The sequence below is a fragment of the Brachybacterium sp. SGAir0954 genome (genome assembly GCF_005490785.1).
Lineage (GTDB): Bacteria > Actinomycetota > Actinomycetes > Actinomycetales > Dermabacteraceae > Brachybacterium > Brachybacterium rhamnosum.
The window spans coordinates 1,288,922-1,308,533 of sequence record NZ_CP027295.1 but is presented as its reverse complement, the minus strand read 5'-3'; the positions used below and the strand labels follow the sequence as shown (position 1 = coordinate 1,308,533).

Sequence of the window (19,612 nt, the reverse complement as noted above, 5' to 3'; positions counted from 1 at the left end):
CGCCGATCCGAGACCTCTTCCGAGCGCGGGCACGGTTACAGTGACCTCACCGACGGCCCTCCCATGAAGGAGTGATGATGCAACGACGCCTCAGCCGGCGCGCGGCCATGACGGGGGCCGCGACCGCGGCCGCCGCCGTAGGGCTCGCGGGCTGCCTCCAGAACCCGGACTCCTCCGGCGGCACGACCGCCACGGCGGAGAAGTACACCGAGGGCGACGTGCCCGGCTCCGGGACCGTGACGGTGCTCGGCGCCTTCGGCGGCCAGGAGCAGGAGGCCTTCCTCGCCTCCCTCGAGGACTTCGAGAAGGAGTCCGGGGTCACCGTGCAGTACACGGCGGACACGGACTTCACGAACACCATCCGCCAGCGCGCCGGCTCCGGCGACGCCCCGGACGTCGCGCTGTTCCCGCAGCCGGGCGGGCTCTTCGACCTCGCGCGCGGCGGGAAGGTGGTCCCGATCGACGTCTACCTCGACTACGACGCGCTCGACGGCACCCTCATCCCCGGGTTCCTCGACTCGGCACGGCTGCAGGGCCGCGTCTACGGCGCCCCCATGCGCATGGCCTGCAAGTCCCTCATCTGGTATCCGAAGGCCGCGTACGAGGAGGGCGGGTACTCCGCCGAGCCCGCGACCATGCAGGAGCTGTACGGCATCGCGGACGAGATCAAGGCCGACGGCATCACCCCCTGGTCCGACGGCTGGGCCGCGGACCAGGCCACCGGCTGGGTGGGCACCGACTGGATCGAGGAGCTCATGCTCCGCGTCCACGGCCCGGACGTCTACGACGACTGGATCTACCACCGCATGCCCTTCAACGACGAGAAGGTCGTGCAGGTCTTCGACCTCCTCGGAGACCTGCTCAAGGGCGAGGGCAACGTGCTCGGCGGCACCGACACGATCCTCAACACGCCCTTCTCCGAGGCCCCGCTGCCGCTGTTCGAGGACCCGCCGAAGGCCATGTACGTGCGCCAGGGCAACTTCGTCACGGGCTTCTTCCCGGAGGACGTGCAGAAGAACCTCGACTCCGAGGTGGGGGTCTTCGCGATGCCCACCTGGGAGGGCGGCTTCGACGGCCAGCCGATCCTGGGCGGCGGTGACCTTGCGGCGCTGTTCACCCTCAACGACGACTCCGTGAAGCTCATGAGGTTCCTGAGCTCGCCGGAGTTCGGCGGGCCGTGGGCGCAGGCGGGCGGCTGGCTCAGCCCCCACACCACCTTCGACGCCTCGCAGTACCCGGACGAGATCACCCGCCAGGTCGCGGAGATCGCCTCCGGCGCGCAGGTGTTCCGCTACGACGGCTCCGACGTCATGCCGGGCGCGGTGGGCGGCGGCTCCTTCTGGACCGGCATGGTCGAGTGGCTCAAGGGCTCGAAGGACTCGCAGCAGGTGTGCGACGAGATCGAGGCGGGGTGGCCGAAGTGACCACCGCCGTCGCAGCGCGCGAGGAGCGGGCCGGCTCCCCCGCCCGGCCCGTGCGGCTCGTGGTCGGCGCGGTGGGCATGGTGCTCACCGCGTGGCTCGCCTGCAACATCTTCCTCGCCTTCGCCTACTACCCGCAGTGGTTCGGCAATTCGAGCGTCGTCATCGGGCTGCTGGGGCTCGTGGTCGGCATCGGCGGGTCCGTGCTGTTCTTCCGCTTCCTCAACATGTGCGTCGAGGGGCTCCCCTCCCGCTTCTCCGAGGGCGTGATCCCCTACGCCTTCCTGCTGCCAGGGTTCAGCCTCATCGCCCTGCTGCTGCTCTACCCGACGTTGCAGACCGTCGTCTACTCCTTCGCGAACGCGGACTCCACGGAGTGGGCGGGCCTGTCGAACTACACGGCCGTGCTCGGCAGCGGGGAGTTCTGGTCCGCCCTGCTGAACAACCTGCTGTGGATCATCGTGGTGCCGATCGCGACCGTGGCGCTGGGCCTCGGGGTCGCGGTGCTCGCGGACAAGCTCTCCCCCACGGGCGAGAAGATCACGAAGTCCCTGATCTTCCTGCCGATGGCGATCAGCTTCGTGGGCGCGGCGACCATCTGGGGCCTCGTCTACGCGTACAACGCCCCCGGCACCGAGCAGACGGGACTGCTCAACGCGATCGTCGTCGCCCTCGGCGGGGACCCGCAGCCGTGGTACCAGCTCGACACGGCACGGCTGAACTCGCTGCTGCTCATGGTGATCCTCATCTGGCTGCAGACGGGCTTCGCGATGGTGCTCCTCAGCTCCGCGATCAAGGCGGTCCCCGAGGACACGATCGAGGCGGGCCGGATGGACGGCGCGAGCGAGGCGCGGATCTTCTGGCAGATCATCTTCCCGCAGGTGCGCGCGACCCTGCTCGCGGTCTTCATCACCGTGCTGATCCTCGTGCTCAAGGTCTTCGACGTCATCTACGTGACGACCAACGGCCTGTACTCGACGGACGTCATCGCGAACCTGTTCTTCCGCAAGCTGTTCACGGACCAGCAGGCGGGCCAGGCATCCGCTGTCGTGGTCGTGCTGCTGATCCTCGTGCTGCCGATCCTCGTGTACCAGGTGCGCAGCTTCCGGGCCCAGGAGGCAGGACGATGAGCGCGACGACCCGCACCCCCGCCCCGACGGCGTCGACCCGGGGCACCATGGCCGACGGCCGTCGGCGCTCCCCGCTCGCGATGATCGTCATGCCGCTGCTCGCGCTGCTGTGGACGGTGCCGACCCTCGGCCTGCTCGTGACGAGCTTCCGCACCCGCGAGGCCGCCGCCACGAGCGGCTGGTGGAGCGCCCTCACCCAGGGCGGGTGGACCCTCGACAACTACGCCCAGGTGCTCGGCAGCGCCTCCATGGGCACCTCGCTCGTGAACTCGATCGTGGTCGCGGTGCCGGCGACGGTGCTGCCGATCATGTTCGCGGCCTTCGCCGCCTATGCGTTCACCTTCATGGAGTTCCGCGGCAAGGACCTCCTGTTCATCGTCATCGTCGCGCTCATGGTGGTGCCGATCCAGGTGGCCTTCCAGCCGATGCTGGACCTCCTGGGGCCGCGCGGCCTGGGCATCAACGGCCAGTTCGTCGCGGTGTGGCTGCTGCACACCGGCTTCGGCATGCCGCTCGCCGTCTACACGCTGCGCAACTACATGGCGACCCTGCCGGGCTCCGTCGTGGAGAGCGCGAAGATCGACGGCGCGAGCCACTTCCAGACCTTCTGGCGGCTCGTGGCGCCCATGTCCTCCCCGGCGATCGCGGCGTTCGCGACCCTGCAGTTCCTGTGGGTCTGGAACGACCTGCTCATCGCGAAGCTGTTCATCGGCGGCGGGGCGAACAAGACGATCATCGTGGACCTCCAGCAGATGCTCGGCACCCAGGGCCAGGGCACGGAGCTGCTCACCGCCGGCGCCTTCATCTCGATGGTGGTGCCGATGATCGTGTTCTTCTCCCTGCAGCGCTTCCTCGTGCGGGGCATGACCTCCGGCGCCGTCAAGGGCTGAGCCGGGCCTCCCCTCCCCAGGACCGAGCCGTCCCCACGTCCCGCACGGACGTCGGGACGGCTCGGTAGATTAGGGGCATGAGCTCGCGCGAGAACACGCCCGGGGAGCCGCTCGAGCTCCCCGCCCCCCGCACCCCCGAGCCGGCGGCCGCGCCGGGTCTGCGCTGGGGTGTCGTCTCCCCCGGCCACATCGGCACCCAGTTCACGGAGACCGCGCACCGCGCGACCGCCTCCCGGGTGGTCTCCGTCGTCTCGCGCTCCGCGGAGCGCGCCCGCGCCTTCGCCGCGGAGCACCGGGCCGACGGCGCCTTCACGAGCGTCGAGGAGATGCTCGCCGCGGGCGGCATCGACGCGGTCTACGTCGCCTCCCCGCACGCCCAGCACGCGGAGCTCGCGCGCCCCGTGCTCGAGGCCGGGATCCCCGTCGTGGTCGAGAAGGCCTTCACGCTCAACGCCGGCCAGGCCGCGGAGCTGCTGGACCTCGCGCGGGAGCGCGGCGTCTTCGCCATGGAGGCCATGTGGGCGCGCTTCCTGCCGCACTACGACGTGCTGAACCAGGTGCTCGAGTCCAAGCTGCTCGGCGAGATCATCGAGGTCGCCGCCGATCACGGGCAGTCGATGCCCACCGATCCCTCCCACCGCATGAACGACCCCGAGCTGGGCGGCGGCGCGCTGCTCGACCTCGGCGTGTACCCCGTCTCCTTCGCCCAGATGGTGCTCGGCGACCTCACCGACCTCGCCGTGCGCGGCGACCTCACCCCCACGGGCGTCGACGGATACGTCGGCATCCTCGCCCGCGGCGAGCGCGGCCGGGCCCGGCTGGGGACCACCCTGCGCGCCCGCACGCCCACCGAGGCCGTGATCAGCGGCACCGCGGGGCAGGCGCGCCTCGCGGGCGCCTTCTTCGCGCCCACCACGCTCACCGTGACCCTGCTCGACGGCCGCAGCGCCTCCTTCGAGGCGCCGGGGATCGGCGGGGACGGCATGGCCTACGAGATCGCGGAGGCCGCCCGCCGCATCACCGCCGGGGATCTCGAGTCCCCGCTCATGAGCTGGGCGGACACCCTCTCCGTCATGAACACCCTCGACGCGGTGCGCGCCGAGCTGGGCGTCGTCTACCCCGGGGAGGCCGCCCGATGATGCCCGGAGGCCTGCCCCCTGCCCTCACCGTCCCCGCCCCGCGGCCGCCGCGCCGCGGCGTGTTCATCTCCTTCGAGGGCGGCGACGGCGCGGGCAAGTCCACGCAGATGTCCATGCTGCGCGACCACCTCATCCACGACCGGATGGTCGACGAGGACCTCGTGCTCACCACCCGTGAGCCCGGCGGCACGCCGCTGGGCGCACAGATCCGCGAGCTCGTGCTGCACGGGGACGACGTGGACCCGCGGGCGGAGGCCCTGCTCTACGCCGCGGACCGCGCCCACCACATCGCCTCGAGGGTCCGCCCGCACCTGGCGCGCGGCGGCCTCGTCCTCGGCGACCGGTACCTCGACTCCTCCGTCGCCTACCAGGGGGCCGGTCGCGAGCTGGAGGCCCGGGAGATCGCCGCCCTGTCGCTGTGGGCGGTGGACGGCCTGCTGCCGCACCGCACGATCCTGCTGGACCTGCCCCCCGCGGCGCTCGCGGAGCGGCGCGCGCCCGGGGAGATGGACCGCCTCGAGCGGGCCGGCCTCGAGTTCCACGAGGCGGTGCGCGAGCAGTTCCTCCAGCTCGCGGCCGACGATCCCGACCGCTTCGCCGTGATCGACGCGGCACTGCCCAAGGAGGAGGTGCACGCCCAGGTGCTCGAGAAGGTCTCCGGCGTGCTGCAGCTGTTCGAGCCGACCTTCGAGCAGCCCGTCCCCGCGAAGCACCGGGACGAGCTGTGAGCGCCCCGGCCGTGGGCGCCGTGTGGCGGGACGTCGTGGGCCAGGAGGCCGCCGTCGCCCAGTTCCACCGCGCGGCCACCGGTCAGGCGTCCCTCGCCCAGGCGTGGCTCGTGACGGGACCGCCCGGCTCCGGCCGCTCCACGGCTGCGCGCGCCTTCGCCGCGGCGCTCCAGTGCGAGCAGGGCGTCGGCTGCGGGGAGTGCACCGCGTGCCGCACCGTCCTCGCGGGCACCCACCCCGACGTCACCGTCGTCGCGACGGACAAGCTCTCCATCGCGAAGGAGGAGGTGCGCTCCCTCGTCATGACCGCGCAGCGCTCCCCCGCGACGGGGCGGCACCGCGTGATCGTGGTCGAGGACGCCGACCGCATGAGCGCGGGCACCTTCAACGTGCTGCTGAAGTCCATCGAGGAGCCGCCCCCGGCGACGGTGTGGATGCTGTGCGCCCCCTCCGCGGAGGATCTCGCCCCCACGATCCGCTCCCGCTGCCGGCTCGTGACCCTCACCGTCCCCTCCGCGGAGGTCGTCGCCGGTCTGCTGCAGCGGCGGGACGGCATCCCCGAGGACCTCGCCGTGCGCGCGGCCCGCGCCGCCCAGGGGCACATCGGCCTCGCCCTGCGCTACGCGACCCAGGAGGGCACCCTCGCGGCGCGGGAGGAGTCCGCACGGAGCCTGCTGGGGCTGCGAGGGACGGGCCAGGCGGTGCTCGCCGCGCAGGCGCTCGTGGACCGTGCCACCGCGGAGGCGAAGGAGCATGCGGACCTCGTCGCGACCGAGGAGAAGGAGCGGTTCCTGCGCTCGGCGGGCATCGAGGACGGCAAGGTCCCGCCGGCGCTGCGCGGCCAGCTGCGCCAGCTCGAGGAGGACGCGAAGCGCCGCCAGACCCGTCTCGTGCGGGACGTGCTGGACCGCTATCTGCTGGATGCCCACTCGGTGCTGCGGGACGTGCTCACGCGCCAGCTGGGGTCCGGCAGCGATCTCGTGAACGTCGAGGTCGCGCCGGAGATCGAGCACGCCGCGGCCGGCGGCTCGGCGCACACCACGCTCGGTCTGCTCGAGGCGGTCCAGGGCGCGCGCTCACGGATCGCGGGGAACGTGCCGCCGCTGCTCGCGATCGAGGCGCTCCTGTCCCGCGTCGCCGTCTCGCTGCGCTGATCCGCCGCCAAGGGCGACCGGCCGGCCGTCCTCCGTCTCATGCAGCGCGGTCCGGCGCCGACGGGGCCGTGCGCAGCACGAAGGGCTGGTGGTTGAGGACGCCGTTCCTCGCCTCGACCATCACGTTCTGCTCCGGCGGGATCTCGATGCGCGTCCCCGCCACGCCGAGGACGCTGGTCGAGCGTCGATAGCGTGCCCCGACGCCGATCTCGTGGGGGCCGGCGGCGACCTCGAACCGGAGCGGCCGGCCCCACCGCGCCTCGTGGTCGGTCCCGTCCATACGCACGACGGGGCGGGCGAACGGCCTCAGGAACCAGGCGTTGACCCAGTGGGCACGTGGCGTGACGGTCACCGACGACTTCATGACGACCACCGTGCCATGCCCGTCGAGTGCGCGAGGAGCACGCCCGATGGCGGCACGGCGACGCACGTCCTGCCCGGAGTGGACGAGGGACGGGACGGTCCGGTGCGAGCCCGGCTCAGACCTCGGTGGTGGAGGCGCTCTCGGGACGACCGGAGTCCTCGGACGAAGCGGGATCCCCATCCTCGCCGGGAGCGGGGGCCTCATCGGCGGCGGCCACCTCGGCATCGGCCTTCTCGGCGTCGGCCGCGGTCTCCGAGGGGGCGTCCACGACGACGGGCTCGTCAGCGGCCTGCTCGCCGGACGCCGACTCGTCAGCAGCCGACTCATCAGCAGCCTGCTCGTCGGAGGTGGGCTGCTGGAGCTCGAGGTCCGCCTCGAGCTCGTCGATCACGACGCCGGCGCCGCGCACGGCCTCGTGATCGGTCTCCTCCTGGCCGGTCTGCGAATGGGAACCGCAGCCGTAGCCCAGGTGCACCACGCGACCGTCGGCCGGGGACCACTCGTTCGTGCAGACCCCGAACTCGGTGCGCAGCGATCCCGAGAGCAGCGACAGGAAGCCGCAGCTCGAGCAGGTCGCGGTGACCGTGCCGCGGCGGCCGCGGTGCGAGGTCTGCCGCGGGCCGAACTCACCCTCGGTCCAGCGCTCGGCGGCCTCGGCGCGCCCCTCGGGCGAGAGCACGCGCTCCCGGCCCAGACCCAGCTCCCACTGGGCCACGCGGTCCTCGTCCTCGTCGCCGGTGGCCTCGTAGCCCTGCTCGAGGCGCACGTCCTGCTCCTGGAAGGGCAGGAGGTCGTCGGCGCCCACGTCGGAGGGCTTCAGACGCTCCGCCCACGGCTCCCACGCGGGGGCCAGCAGCGCGCCCTCGCCGGGCAGCAGCGCCGTCTCGGCGACGGTCGCCGCCTTCGCTCGGGGCGCACGGCTGAGGACGACGACCCACGACCAGCCGCGGTAGCCGGGCATCGTGCAGTCGAAGACGTGCGTGACCAGCCGCTCACCGGCGGGCTCGGCGCGCAGGTGCTCGCCCACCTGCCCGGGCTCGGTGACCTCCACGAGGGCCTCGCGGGCCTGCTCGATCGCGGCGGCCGCGACGGCGTCGAGCTTCGGCTTCGCGGTGCGGGGACGGCGGGATGCGGTGGTCGGCTGGGTCATGGGTCTCAGGCCTCGAAGTTGTCCGCGACGGCGCGCAGCACGGTGGCGATCTTCTGGGAATGGCCGCGGTCGGGGAAGCGCCCCTGCCGCAGGCCGTTGGAGGCGTCGTCCAGGAGCCGGATGAGGTCCTCGGTCATCGTGGCCATCTCCTCCGGCTTCGGTCGGCGCGCACGGGACACGGAGGGCGCCGGCTCGAGCAGCTGCAGGGACAGCACCTGCGGGCCGCGACGGCCGTCGACCATGTCGAACTCGACGCGCGCGCCGGGGCGCAGCGTCGTCACGCCCTCGGGGAGCGAGGTCGCGTGGACGTAGACGCTCTGTCCGTCCTCGTCATCGAGGATGAAGCCGAAGCCCTTCTCGGCGTCGTAGAACTTCACCTTGCCGCGTGGCACGTTGATCCCGTCCTGTCCTGGGGTCTGGGGGCTGGTCACTGGAGGGGCCCGCGTCGGGGACGCGGGCGTGGCGGGGCCGCCCACGGGGCCGCCGCCGATCGAGTCTACAGGCCCGCGCTCCCCGGGACGCGCCGTCCCGGTGCGGGGTCCGGACGCTGCCTCCGGCGCTCGGCGGGGACCTCCCGGGCGGGGGCGTCCGGGGGCACCGACGGAAGACCCAGCTCGACGAGGACACGGTCCAGGATCAGCGCGGTGAACCCCCAGACGAAGGCCTGCTCGGGCAGGTCGAAGGCGGGGCCGACGTCCATCCCGTCGAGCCGGCCGCGCAGCCGTCGGGCGGGGTCGCCGAGGGAGCCGGGGCCCTGGAGCCGCGCCCACACGACCCGCTCGACCTCGACCGGGTCCTGCACGCCGAGCACCGGCCGCTCGGGCGCCCAGGCGAGCACCGGCGTGACGTACTGGCGCCGCCAGGGCATGCCGATCGGGGCGAACGCGCCGAGCACGCGCGCCGCCCCCTCGACCAGGCCCGTCTCCTCCTGCGCCTCCCGCAGCGCTGTGTGCACCTCGTCGCGGTCGGTGGGGTCCATGGCGCCGCCGGGCAGCGAGAACTGGCCCGGCTGCGAGCGCAGACGGTGGCCGCGCTCCTCGATCACGAGCTCCGCGTCCTCCGCGGTGGTCCCGCTCAGCAGCACGAGCACGGCGCTGCGCCGCGCCTCCTCGCGCGGCGGCAGGAGGGGCGCGTCGGGGCGTCCGACGTCCGCGACGAGCACCTCGTCGCCGCGGGCGGCGCGCTCCGCGATCCCCGAGAGGAAGGCGGGCAGCCCCGCTCCCCCGGTCATGCGGCGGCTCCCGCGCTCGGGCAGAGGTCCGCGAGCACGCAGTCCTCGCAGCGGGGCGCCCGGGCGGTGCAGACCCGTCGGCCGTGGAGGATGAGGCGCAGGCCCAGCCGGGTGAGCTCGCCCGGGGCGCCGTCGGCGGCGACCCGGGCCACGACGTCCTCCTCCACCGCGCGAGGATCCGTCGCGGCGGTCCAGCCGAGCCGGCGCGCGAGACGCCCCACGTGCGTGTCCACGGCGAGCAGCTCGTGCCCGAACCAGGCGCCGCGCACCACGTGCGCCGTCTTCCGCCCCACCCCGGGCAGAGCCTCGAGGGCGGCCTGGTCGTCCGGCACCACGCCGCCGTGGTCGCGCAGCAGCGCCGCGGCGAGGCCGACGACGCGCCGGGCGCGCGTGGGGCCCATGCCGAGCGGGCGCAGCAGCGCGGCGACCTCCTCCTCGGGGGCGGCCGCGAGGGCGGCGGGACCGGGCCACCGCCCGAAGAGCGCGGGCGTGAGGCTGTTCACCCTCGCGTCCGTCGTCTGCGCCGAGAGCACCGTCGCGACGAGCAGCTCGAAGGCGTCCCGATGGTCGAGCTCGGTGCGTGCGCCAGGGTGCTCAGCGGCCAGGCGCAGGCTCACGGCGGCGGCATCGGCCGCTCCCCGAGGGACCGTCCGGGAGCCCGCAGGGGTGCGGCGCGGGGCGGCCTGGGACATCGTTTCGGCTCCTCGGTCTGGCGGGGCGGCGGGTCTGGGGGCGCCAGGCGCGATAGTGTTCCCTCATGATGTGACTGCGACCACCGAGGGGTGGAGCGCCGTCACGATCGGCACAGGCACGGTCCCGGCGGCTCCGGGACCCGATCACCAGGAGGACCCGTGGACGAGAACATCGTACGGTCGTCGCCGCTGTTCGCGGCTCTCGACGAGGACGGCAAGCAGGCCGTCCTCGCGTCGATGAAGCAGGAGGACTACCACCGCAGCGCGGTGATCTTCCGCGAGGGCGATCCCGGCGACCGCCTGTTCATCATCGGCGCCGGCAAGGTGAAGGTGGGCCACGCCTCGGGCGACGGCCGCGAGAACCTGCTCGCCGTGCTCGGCCCGGGCGAGACCCTCGGCGAGCTCTCCCTCTTCGACCCCGCCCCGCGCAACGCGACCGCGACCGTGGTGGCCGAGTCCACGCTGTACTCGCTCTCCCAGCAGGACCTCTACCGGGTGCTCGCGCAGCGCCCCGAGGTGGGCCGCCACCTGCTCGCCTCCCTCGCCCGCCGCCTGCGCAAGACCAACGAGTCCCTCGCGGACCTCGTCTTCGCGGACGTCCCCGGCCGCGTGGCCAAGAACGTCCTCGACCTCGCGCAGCGCTTCGGCCGGCAGACGGACGACGGCGTCATGGTCGCCCACGGCCTCACCCAGGAGGAGCTCGCCCAGCTGGTCGGCGCCTCCCGCGAGACCGTGAACAAGGCCCTCGCGGACTTCGCCTCGCGCGGCTGGATCCGCCTCGAGGCCCGCGCCGTGCTCATCGTCGACGTGGAGCGCCTGCGCCGCCGCGCCCGCTGACCCCTCGCACGCATGAGCGCCCGTCCTCCTCACGTGGGGCGGGCGCTCGTGCCGTCCGGGACGGGGACAGGGGAATGCGAGAGGTGTGGGGTGCGGGGCCTCAGCGCCCGGCGGCGAGGTGCTCGAGGGTCGCGCGGAGGTTCCAGCGGGCACCCTTCTCGAGCTCGGGCGGGAGCTCCGTGCCGTAGATCGCGCGCACCAGGCGGTCCAGGGTCAGCACCCCGGCGCGGCGTGCGCGGCGCACCTGCTCGATCCGCTCCTCGCGATGCGCGATCGCGGTCTCCACGAGGGCGAGCGCGTCCAGCGGCCCCTCGGCGGCGGGCCCGTGGCCCGGGTGGATCGCGCTGATCCGGCCGTCGACCGCCATGGCCCGCAAGATCGCGAGGGACTGCAGGTGCTCGTGGATCGTGCCGCCGTCGTCGGGCACGATGACGGTCGAGGAGCCGCCGCCCAGCAGCGTGTCGCCGCTGAGGAGCCGCCCGCCGTCCACGAGCACGCCCACGGAGTCCGCGGTGTGGCCCGGCAGATGGATGACGTGCGCGACGGTCCCGTGGTCCCCCTCGAAGGTGGAGGGCAGGGGCCGCGAGCCGGTGACCGCGTCCTGATCGGCGGCCCACAGCGGCACCTCGAGGCCGCTGCGCGCGGCGAGCTGCCGGGCGAGGGTCGCCGCGCCCGCGGTGTGGTCGAGGTGGCGGTGGGTGACCAGCACCCCCTGGGGCCGGGGCGCGGAGGCGAGGAGCAGCTCTGCGAGATGCTCCGGGTCCCGGGGCCCGGGGTCCACGACCCAGCTGCGCTCCCCGTCGACGATCACGTAGGAGTTCGTGCCATCCAGGGTCATCGCCCCGGGGTTCGCGGCCCGGACCAGCCGCAGCTCGACCGGAGGCGCCGCGGGCTCGCGCTGCGGCTCCGGGCCCATCTCAGGCGGTCCCGGGCGCGAGCTCGACGTGGAGGTCCAGCTCAACCGGCGAGTCCAGCGGGAGCACGGCGACGCCGACGGCGCTGCGGGCGTGCGTGCCCGCCTCGCCGAGGATCTCGCCGAGCAGCGTGCTCGCACCGTTGATGACGGCCGGCTGACCAGTGAACTCCGGCGCGGAGGCGACGTAGCCGGTGACCTTCACGACCCGGACGACGGCGTCGAGCGCCTCGACCCCGCCGAGCAGGTCGGCGACGGCGGCGAGCGCGTTCAGGCAGCTGATCGCGGCGAGGCGCGCGGCCTCCTCCGGGTCGACCCCGGCGCCGACCTTCCCGGTCGTGGGCAGGGCGCCGTCCACGAAGGGGAGCTGGCCGGAGGTGTGCACGTGGTCACCGGTGCGGATCGCGGGCACGTAGGCCGCGACGGGCGCGGCGACGGGCGGCAGGGCAAGCCCCAGCGCCTCGAGGCGTGCGGCGATGCGCCCGGCGGGGGCGGCGGTCACGGCTCAGGCCCCCGCCGTGTCGAGGGGCCGCTTCATGTAGGCGACGAGCGACTCGGGATTGGGGCCGGGCACGACCTGCACGAGCTCCCATCCCTCCTCGCCGTAGTTGTCGAGGATCTGCTTGGTCGCGTGGATCAGCAGCGGGACGGTCAGGTACTCCCAGCGGGTCGGTGCGCTCATGGGGGCGAGCCTACCGGCGCCGCGCCCCGCGCGGCGGGCGGCTCAGCTGCTGACCGCCTCCCGCGTGGCCCGCTGCAGCAGCGCGGTCCAGCTGCTGACCTCGGGGTGCCGGCGCAGCAGGCGGCGGCGCTCGCGCTCGGTCATGCCGCCCCAGACACCGAAGTCGATGCGGTTGTCGAGCGCGTCGGCGAGGCACTGCGTGCGCACGGGACAGCTCCCGCATGCAGTCTTGATCTGGTTCTGCTCCGTCCCCTGGACGAAGAACTCGTCGGGATCCATCCCCGCGCACGCCCCGCGCGCGGCCCAGCTCTGGTCGTCCCCGGCCCCGGTGGCCCCGATCATCATCGACCTTCCCCCTTCATGGATCTCCGTCGATCCGTCGGCTTCCCCCTCACTCTAGGGAGACCCATGCCACAGCGCAAAAGCGGGCCCCGGGCGATCGGTCCGTCGGGCACGACCTCGGGCCCCGCACCCGCTCCCCGAGGACAGTGAGCCTTCGTGAAGATTCCGTCCAGGCGGGCATGGCAGATGGAACCTGGGAACGGGCCCGCCGTACTGTAGGGAGCATGGCCCGTTCCACGTCCTCGCGCCCCGAGGGAGCCCGCTCGCTCCCCGTCGCCCTGGCCCAGACCCTCTACCTGCTCCTCGGCCTCGTGGCCGTGGCGCTCCTCGGTGGAGTCCTGCTGGCGGCGTTCTTCCTCCCGGCGGTCTCCGCCTCCTCGGCCGTCGCCGAGGACGGCGTGACGCTGTTCGACTCGTACCCGAGCGAGCTCGAGGTCGAGCCGCTGAACGAGGCGAGCCGGATCGAGGCCTCGGACGGCTCGCTGCTGGCGACCTTCTACACCGAGAACCGCATCATGGTCCCGCTCGAGGAGATCTCCCCGAACATCCAGCACGCGGTGATCGCGATCGAGGACAAGCGGTTCTACGAGCACGGCGGCATCGACCCCAAGGGCATGGCGCGCGCCCTCGCGAGCAACGCGGGCGGCGGCTCGACCCAGGGCGGCTCGACCCTCACCCAGCAGTACGTGAAGAACGCCCTGCTCATGGATGCCGTCCAGCGCGGCGACCAGGAGGACATCGACGCGGCGACCGAGCAGACCTACGGCCGCAAGCTGCGCGAGGCGAAGCTCGCGATCTCGCTCGAGAAGAAGTGGAGCAAGGACGAGATCCTCAACGGCTACCTCAACGTCGCCCAGTTCGGTCCCTCCCAGTACGGCGTGGAGACGGGCGCCCAGCACTACTTCTCCAAGAGCGCGAAGGACCTCAACCCCGGTGAGGCGGCGCTGCTCGCGGGCATCACGAACGGCCCCAACCAGTACGACCCGGTGAAGCACCCCGAGGCCGGCCAGAAGCGCCGCAACGAGGTGCTGTGGACGATGCTCGACCAGGGCTACATCGACCAGGCGGACTACGACAAGTACACGAAGCAGCCCGTCGAGGACATGCTGAAGATCAAGACGGTGCGCGCCGGCTGCGCCTCCGCCGACGGCAGCGGGTTCTTCTGCGACTACGTCACGCGCACCCTCCTCAACGACCAGTCCTTCGCGCCGACGGCCGCGGAGCGGCGGAAGCTGCTCTACGGCGGCGGCCTCACCATCAAGACCACGCTGGACCCGAAGCTCCAGAAGGACGCCGAGGAGATCCTCAACCGGAAGGTCCCCGCGGACTCCGCGAGCGGCTTCGGCCACTCGATCGTCACGGTCGAGCCCGGCACCGGCAAGATCCTCACGATGGCGGAGAACCGCACCTTCAACCCGTACGCCGACGCCGGCGCCGGCGAGACCGCGATCAACTACAACGTCCCGAAGTCCCTCGGCGGCGGCAGCGGCTTCCCCGTCGGCTCGACCTTCAAGCCCTTCGTGCTCGCCCAGTGGCTCGAGAGCGGGAAGTCGATCTACGACACCGTGGGCACCAAGCGCGAGGTCATGAAGACCTTCCCCGCGAAGTGCCTGAACCGCGGCCGCTGGTACGAGACCGCCGGCTACAACCCGGACAACGCCGTCTCCGTCCCGCTCTCCTCCATGGAGACGGTCCTCAACGCGACGAAGTTCTCCGTGAACACCTCGTACGCGAACATGGCGCGACAGCTCGACCTGTGCGACATCGCGGACACCGCGCGCGACCTCGGCGCGATCCCCGCGACCTACAACCCGTACGACCAGACCACCTGGGACATGCCGATCGACGAGATGTACGGCACCGAGCTGGCCCCCTCCGTGGTGGTCCTCGGCGAGCTGCGCATCTCCGCCCTCGACATGGCCTCCGCCTACGCGACCTTCGCCGCGGAGGGCACCTACTGCAAGCCCACCGGCATCAACGAGGTCGTGGACCGCAACGGCGACAAGATGGAGACCACGGGCTCCAAGTGCGACCAGGTCATGGACAAGTCCGTCGCGGATGAGATCGCCTGGACCCTCGAGCAGGACCTCACCGATCCCCGCGCGACCGGCAAGGGCAAGGTCATCCCGGGCCACGACGCCGGCGGCAAGACCGGCACCTCCGGCTCGCAGTTCCACACCTGGTACGTCGGCTTCACCCGCCAGATGTCCACCGCCGTGTGGTTCGGCCACCCCAACGCCAACGTGCGCCCCGCGGGCTTCTCGGTGGACGGCGAGGTCCTCCAGAGCGGCAAGGTCTGGGGCAACACGGTCTCGCTGCCCACCTGGCAGGAGTACATGACGAAGGCCTCCGAGGGTCTGCCCAACGAGGCGTTCCCCGCCGCCCCCTCGGGAGCGGCGCCGAACACGGCCGCGGGCAAGCCCGCCGAGACCGGCACGGTCCCGGACGTCTCCGGGAACTACCTCAGCGCGGCGCAGTCCACGCTCCAGGCCGCCGGCTACACGACGAAGGTCGTGCGGGAGCCCTCGGCGACGGTGGGCCAGTGGTACGTCATCGGGACGGATCCCGCGCCCGGCACGAAGCTCGCCCCCGGCAGCACGGTCACCATCCGCCAGTCCAGCGGGAAGGGCTGATGCGCGCCCTCCCCCTGGCCGCCCTGGGCACCGCCGGTGCCGCGGCGGCCACGGCGGCGGCCGCCCACGTGTGGGCGCGCCACGTCGAGATCCACCGCTACACCGTGCGCGAGCAGGAGCTACGCATCCTGCCGCCCGGGGCCCGCACGATCCGCGTGCTGCACATCAGCGACATCCACCTCGTGCCGGACCAGTCGCGCAAGCTCGACTTCCTGCGCCACCTCGCGACCTACCGGCCGCACCTGGTCATCGACACCGGGGACAACATCGCCTCCGCGGCGGCCGTCCCCGTGCTCGCCGAGGCGATCGAGCCGCTGCTGCGCCGGCCGGGCGCCTTCGTCATGGGCTCGAACGACATGTTCGCGCCCGTGCGCAAGAACCCGCTGCGCTACTTCCTCCCCGATGCCCGCCCCGCGGGCCTCACCGAGCGCACGGACGGCGACCTGCCCACGCAGGAGCTCGCGCGGCGACTCGGGGAGTTCGGCTGGAAGGACCTCACCAACACCCGGGCGACGATCGAGCTCGGCGGGCTCGAGGTGCGGCTCGCCGGGGTCGACGACCCCCATCTCGAGCGCGACCGCTTCCCCGATCCCGCGCCCGTGGAGCCCTCCGCCCCGGAGCACGGGAACGTGCTGCGGCTCGGCGTCGCGCATGCGCCCTACCGCCGCGTGCTGGACGCCTTCGTGGCCGACGGCGCGGAGCTGGTGCTCGCAGGCCACACCCATGGCGGGCAGCTGCGGCTGCCGGGCTACGGCGCCCTCGTGACCAACTGCGACATCCCTCGGGAGCAGGCCCGCGGCCTCTCCACCTGGAAGGGCGTCCCGCTCACGGTGAGCGCCGGGATGGGGGCGAGCCCCTATTCGAACTATCGTCTGTTCACGCCACCGGAGGCGACGTTGCTCACGTTGCGGGCCCGACGGCCCGACTGAGTCCCGCGTACGCCCGGAGCACTGGTAATGTTCCTGATCGGTGACTCGCTGAGGCGAGGATCCGCACCGGGGTGTGGCGCAGCTTGGTAGCGCGCCTCGTTCGGGACGAGGAGGTCGCAGGTTCAAATCCTGTCACCCCGACCACCAGGCCCGGGGCCCGCATCCACGAGGATGCGGGCCCCGGGCCTTCCTGTTGCCCGGAACCCTCCCGGCCCCGACCGTCCCGATGACCCCGTCGGCCCCGATGCTGTCGCCGAGCGCCGTCAGCCCGCTCCCAGCTCGCGACCGCAGCTCCTCCACATCTCGAGCACGCCCCTCTCACCGCGAGCGAATGACACCCGTGTGATTAACACGATGATGCCCGTTTCGACCGAACGACACGGCGGTAGTTCGAGAAATCGAGTAAAAGATTCGTCAAATAAGGTCGCGTGCGACGCAAACTCCCTGGGGGAACCCTGAGAACGCCACCTACGGTGGGTGGCGGTGCCGCCTCGACCGGGCACCCGTCCCGGGTGCCGCCTTCCCGTCACCGCCCAGGACGCTTCCTCCGCTTCCCTGGGTGACGGGCGCAGGCCGGCAGCTCCCCCGTGCCGGTGAAGCCTGTGCGGCGACGGAGAAGGAGCTCGACGGACATGTTCCGCACCGCATCACGAGGCACGCACCGGGCGACCGGCCGTGCCGTCATCGACTACCGAGGACTCGCGGTCCCGGTGGGCAAGGGCGTGGGAGGCGTCGCCGTCCTCGGCGCCGTCACCGCGACCGGAGCCCTCCAGTCCGCACCCTCCGCCCAGGCCGCCCCGGCACCGGCCGCGAGCACCGTCCGCAGCGCCGTGACCGCCCCGGTCGCCGCTCCGGCCACCAGCTCGTCCTACTCCTCCGTGAAGCTCCGCCTCGGGGCCCGCGGCGACGCCGTGACGAGCCTCCAGCGGAGCCTCAACGACCAGGGCGCCGGCATCTCCGCCGACGGCGTCTTCGGATCGAAGACCCTCCGCGCCGTCAAGAGCGCCCAGTCCTCCGCGGGCATCACGGTGGACGGCGTCGTGGGCCCCCAGACCTGGGCCGCCCTCAACGGGTCCGAGAAGAAGGGCGGCTCCTCCTCGAGCTCGTCCGGCTCCTCCTCGTCCCTGCTGCGCCAGGGCTCGCGCGGATCGGCCGTGCGCACCCTCCAGTCCTCGCTCAACGAGGCCGGCGCGAACCTCAAGGTCGACGGCGTCTTCGGCAGGGGCACCGCCTCCGCGGTCCGCTCGCTGCAGTCCGCCGCCGGGCTCCGCGTCGACACCGTCGTGGGCCCGAAGACCTGGTCCGCCCTGGACCGCGGGGTCCGCATCGGCTCCACCGGCTCGGATCGCGGCACGAGCCGTGACGAGGTCGGCTCGAGCTTCGACGGCCAGGCCATCGTCTCCGCCGCCCGCGCGCAGATCGGCGTGGGCTACAAGTGGGGCGGCTCCAGCCCATCAACCGGCTTCGACTGCTCCGGCCTCGTCTACCACGCGTACAACCAGGCCGGCATCGACCTGTCGCGCAAGACCGCCAAGGGGTACACCTTCGGCGGCCGGATCATCTCGCAGTCCGAGGCGAAGGTCGGCGACCTCGTCGCCTTCACCGGCAACGACTACGGGCACATCGGCATCTACGCCGGCAACGGCACCATCATCGACGCCTCGGGCTCGCGCCAGCGGGTCATGGAGCGCTCGATCTGGAGCGCCCCCCACGTCTTCGTGACCTACCGCTGACGCGGAGGTCCCACGAGACTCCCGAGCCCGCTCGGGACCACGACGGCCTGCTCGACGCGCACGCGTCACCGGGAAGGAGCAGGACGCCGTGACCGGAGCCCCGGTCGGTCCGCCGACCGGGGCTCCGCCATGCCCGGGGCGCACCCGTGTGGCCGTCGTCACGACCACGCGCGCGACGTGGCAGACTGAAGCCTCTCGCCAGGAACGACGCCGTCTCAGGAGACATGTCCATGCCGGATCCCATCGCCCTCGTCCCGCTCCCGCGCTCGGTCATCTGGAGCGCGGGCACCTGGGAGACCACCGATCCCTGGGACGGCCTCTCCGTGGGGCTGTCCGAGGAGCTCCCCCGCACCGAGTACACGCTGTCGATCTCCCCCTCGGGCGCGAGCCTCACGGCGGGCAGCGAGGCGGCCCTCGCGGACGGCCGCAACACCTTCGCGCAGATCGTCACCGGCGCGGGCGGCTCGATCCCCTGCGTGACCATCGCCGACTCCCCGAAGTACGCCTGGCGCGGCCTCCACCTCGACGTCTCCCGGCACTTCCTGCCGGTCGAGGAGGTCGAGACCATGATCGACGCCCTCGCGCTGCACCGCCTCAACGTCCTGCACCTGCACCTCACCGACGACCAGGGCTGGCGCATCGAGATCAAGGGCTACCCGCGCCTGACGGAGATCGGCGCGCGCCGCACCCGCACCGTCGTCGGCCGCCACGGCGAGATGGCCGAGGGCCTCGAGTTCGACGAGACCGTCCACGAGGGCTCCTACACCCAGGAGGAGCTGCGCGGGCTCGTCGAGTACGCCCGCCGCCGCGGCGTCATGATCGTCCCCGAGGTGGACCTGCCCGGCCACATGCAGGCCGCGATCGCCGCCTACCCGCAGCTCGGCAACGTCCCCGACCGCGAGCTCGAGGTGCGCCAGGTCTGGGGGATCTCCGACCACGTGCTCGGCGTCTCCGACGAGGCCTTCGACTTCGTCCGCGACGTGCTCACGCAGGTCGCGGAGATCTTCCCCGCCCCCTACGTGCACATCGGCGGCGACGAGGTCCCGCGCGGGGAGTGGGAGCGCTCGAGCGCGGCCCGCAGCCGCATGAACGAGTGGGGGCTCACCCGGGTCTCCGAGATCCAGGGGCGCTTCACGCAGTTCGCCTCCGAGGTCCTCGCCGAGAGCGGCAAGCGGGTCCTCGCCTGGGACGAGGTGCTCGAGACGCACCTGCCCGACGACACCGTCATCATGAACTGGCGCAGCCCGGCGGGCGTCACCGAGGCCGTCTCGCGAGGCTTCCAGACCATCGTGTCCACCTCGGACCTGCTCTACTTCGACCACTACCAGGCCGATCCGGAGGACGAGCCTCTCGCGATCGGCGGCCTCACCACGGTCAAGGACGTCTACACCGGCCGCCTCCTGCCCAAGAAGATCACCGAGGAGCAGGAGCGCCTGATCCTCGGCATCCAGGGCCAGCTGTGGTCCGAGTACCTCCCGGGCGCGGAGCAGGTCCAGTACATGGCGTTCCCGCGCGTGTGCGCCCTCGCCGAGCGCGCCTGGGGCTCCCCCGAGCAGAGCTGGGACGAGTTCGAGGAGCGGCTGCGCGCCCACCTCCCGCGGCTGGACGCCTTCGGCATCCGGTACCGGCCGCTGGACTGACCCG

General features: G+C 72.6%; 20 protein-coding genes and 1 tRNA gene. 12 read left to right on the top strand and 9 right to left on the bottom strand.

The genetic code is table 11. The features are described 5' to 3' along the window. Window positions 1–77: 77 nt before the first annotated feature. The 6 genes from C1N80_RS05675 to C1N80_RS05650 all read left to right on the top strand — a co-directional run bounded on the left by C1N80_RS05675 (window position 78) and on the right by C1N80_RS05650 (window position 6,462). The gene (locus C1N80_RS05675; RefSeq protein ID WP_137769893.1) at window positions 78–1,424 is read left to right on the top strand and encodes an ABC transporter substrate-binding protein; all 1,347 of its coding nucleotides are present in this window, start codon (window positions 78–80) and stop codon (window positions 1,422–1,424) included. Next, complete coding sequence (locus tag C1N80_RS05670) at window positions 1,421–2,551, top strand: carbohydrate ABC transporter permease (protein ID WP_370297232.1); 1,131 nt, start codon at window positions 1,421–1,423, stop codon at window positions 2,549–2,551. The genes C1N80_RS05675 and C1N80_RS05670 overlap by 4 nt, the downstream gene beginning before the upstream one ends. After that, the gene (locus C1N80_RS05665) at window positions 2,548–3,441 is read left to right on the top strand and encodes a carbohydrate ABC transporter permease (protein WP_137769892.1); all 894 of its coding nucleotides are present in this window, start codon (window positions 2,548–2,550) and stop codon (window positions 3,439–3,441) included. Before C1N80_RS05670 ends, C1N80_RS05665 begins: the two co-directional genes overlap by 4 nt. Before the next feature lie 77 nt (window positions 3,442–3,518). Further along, window positions 3,519–4,580, top strand: a complete 1,062-nt coding sequence (locus tag C1N80_RS05660; protein WP_137769891.1) for a Gfo/Idh/MocA family protein — start codon at window positions 3,519–3,521, stop codon at window positions 4,578–4,580. Continuing rightward, a complete protein-coding gene (tmk, locus tag C1N80_RS05655) occupies window positions 4,577–5,308 on the top strand; it encodes a dTMP kinase (RefSeq protein WP_137769890.1) in 732 nt (243 codons plus the stop codon). Before C1N80_RS05660 ends, tmk begins: the two co-directional genes overlap by 4 nt. Then, the gene (locus C1N80_RS05650) at window positions 5,305–6,462 is read left to right on the top strand and encodes a DNA polymerase III subunit delta' (protein ID WP_137769889.1); all 1,158 of its coding nucleotides are present in this window, start codon (window positions 5,305–5,307) and stop codon (window positions 6,460–6,462) included. Before tmk ends, C1N80_RS05650 begins: the two co-directional genes overlap by 4 nt. 37 nt (window positions 6,463–6,499) lie before the next feature. Here C1N80_RS05650 and C1N80_RS05645 read toward each other — a convergent pair whose 3' ends face one another. From C1N80_RS05645 to nth, 5 genes are all read right to left on the bottom strand, one after another. Continuing rightward, window positions 6,500–6,826: a hypothetical protein gene (locus C1N80_RS05645; RefSeq protein ID WP_137769888.1), complete on the bottom strand. Its 327-nt coding sequence runs from the start codon at window positions 6,824–6,826 to the stop codon at window positions 6,500–6,502. Between the two features lie 115 nt (window positions 6,827–6,941). Continuing rightward, window positions 6,942–7,976, bottom strand: coding sequence for a DUF3027 domain-containing protein (locus C1N80_RS05640; protein ID WP_137769887.1), 1,035 nt, complete (start codon window positions 7,974–7,976; stop codon window positions 6,942–6,944). A 5-nt stretch (window positions 7,977–7,981) separates the two neighbouring features. After that, complete coding sequence (locus C1N80_RS05635) at window positions 7,982–8,368, bottom strand: cold-shock protein (protein ID WP_137769886.1); 387 nt, start codon at window positions 8,366–8,368, stop codon at window positions 7,982–7,984. A 104-nt stretch (window positions 8,369–8,472) separates the two neighbouring features. After that, window positions 8,473–9,207, bottom strand: a complete 735-nt coding sequence (locus C1N80_RS05630; RefSeq protein ID WP_137769885.1) for a CoA pyrophosphatase — start codon at window positions 9,205–9,207, stop codon at window positions 8,473–8,475. Then, window positions 9,204–9,899 carry an endonuclease III gene (nth, locus tag C1N80_RS05625; protein ID WP_137769884.1) on the bottom strand — a complete coding sequence of 232 codons (696 nt, stop codon included), beginning with the start codon at window positions 9,897–9,899 and terminating at the stop codon, window positions 9,204–9,206. Before nth ends, C1N80_RS05630 begins: the two co-directional genes overlap by 4 nt. A 159-nt stretch (window positions 9,900–10,058) precedes the next feature. Between nth and C1N80_RS05620 the strand changes: the two genes are divergently transcribed. Further along, a complete protein-coding gene (locus C1N80_RS05620; RefSeq protein ID WP_137769883.1) occupies window positions 10,059–10,736 on the top strand; it encodes a Crp/Fnr family transcriptional regulator in 678 nt (225 codons plus the stop codon). Window positions 10,737–10,836: 100 nt separating this feature from the next. Here C1N80_RS05620 and C1N80_RS05615 read toward each other — a convergent pair whose 3' ends face one another. From C1N80_RS05615 to C1N80_RS05600, 4 genes are all read right to left on the bottom strand, one after another. After that, on the bottom strand, window positions 10,837–11,574 hold the full coding sequence (locus C1N80_RS05615) for an MBL fold metallo-hydrolase (RefSeq protein WP_240811245.1): 738 nt from the start codon (window positions 11,572–11,574) through the stop codon (window positions 10,837–10,839). Window positions 11,575–11,653: 79 nt separating this feature from the next. Further along, window positions 11,654–12,151, bottom strand: a complete 498-nt coding sequence (locus C1N80_RS05610; RefSeq protein WP_137769881.1) for a RidA family protein — start codon at window positions 12,149–12,151, stop codon at window positions 11,654–11,656. 3 nt (window positions 12,152–12,154) lie between these two features. Further along, the gene (locus C1N80_RS05605) at window positions 12,155–12,331 is read right to left on the bottom strand and encodes a DUF4177 domain-containing protein (RefSeq protein ID WP_137769880.1); all 177 of its coding nucleotides are present in this window, start codon (window positions 12,329–12,331) and stop codon (window positions 12,155–12,157) included. Between the two features lie 42 nt (window positions 12,332–12,373). After that, window positions 12,374–12,676 (bottom strand): WhiB family transcriptional regulator, encoded by a 303-nt coding sequence (locus C1N80_RS05600; protein WP_137769879.1) that lies wholly within the window; start codon window positions 12,674–12,676, stop codon window positions 12,374–12,376. A 221-nt stretch (window positions 12,677–12,897) separates the two neighbouring features. Between C1N80_RS05600 and C1N80_RS05595 the strand changes: the two genes are divergently transcribed. The 5 genes from C1N80_RS05595 to C1N80_RS05575 all read left to right on the top strand — a co-directional run bounded on the left by C1N80_RS05595 (window position 12,898) and on the right by C1N80_RS05575 (window position 19,608). Then, complete coding sequence (locus C1N80_RS05595; RefSeq protein WP_137769878.1) at window positions 12,898–15,306, top strand: penicillin-binding protein; 2,409 nt, start codon at window positions 12,898–12,900, stop codon at window positions 15,304–15,306. Continuing rightward, on the top strand, window positions 15,306–16,235 hold the full coding sequence (locus C1N80_RS05590; RefSeq protein WP_137769877.1) for a metallophosphoesterase: 930 nt from the start codon (window positions 15,306–15,308) through the stop codon (window positions 16,233–16,235). Before C1N80_RS05595 ends, C1N80_RS05590 begins: the two co-directional genes overlap by 1 nt. A 67-nt stretch (window positions 16,236–16,302) precedes the next feature. Continuing rightward, window positions 16,303–16,379, top strand: a tRNA-Pro gene (locus C1N80_RS05585). A 488-nt stretch (window positions 16,380–16,867) separates the two neighbouring features. Further along, window positions 16,868–17,968: a peptidoglycan-binding protein gene (locus tag C1N80_RS05580; protein WP_137769876.1), complete on the top strand. Its 1,101-nt coding sequence runs from the start codon at window positions 16,868–16,870 to the stop codon at window positions 17,966–17,968. Between the two features lie 230 nt (window positions 17,969–18,198). Further along, window positions 18,199–19,608: a beta-N-acetylhexosaminidase gene (locus C1N80_RS05575; RefSeq protein WP_137769875.1), complete on the top strand. Its 1,410-nt coding sequence runs from the start codon at window positions 18,199–18,201 to the stop codon at window positions 19,606–19,608. Window positions 19,609–19,612 lie beyond the last annotated feature (4 nt).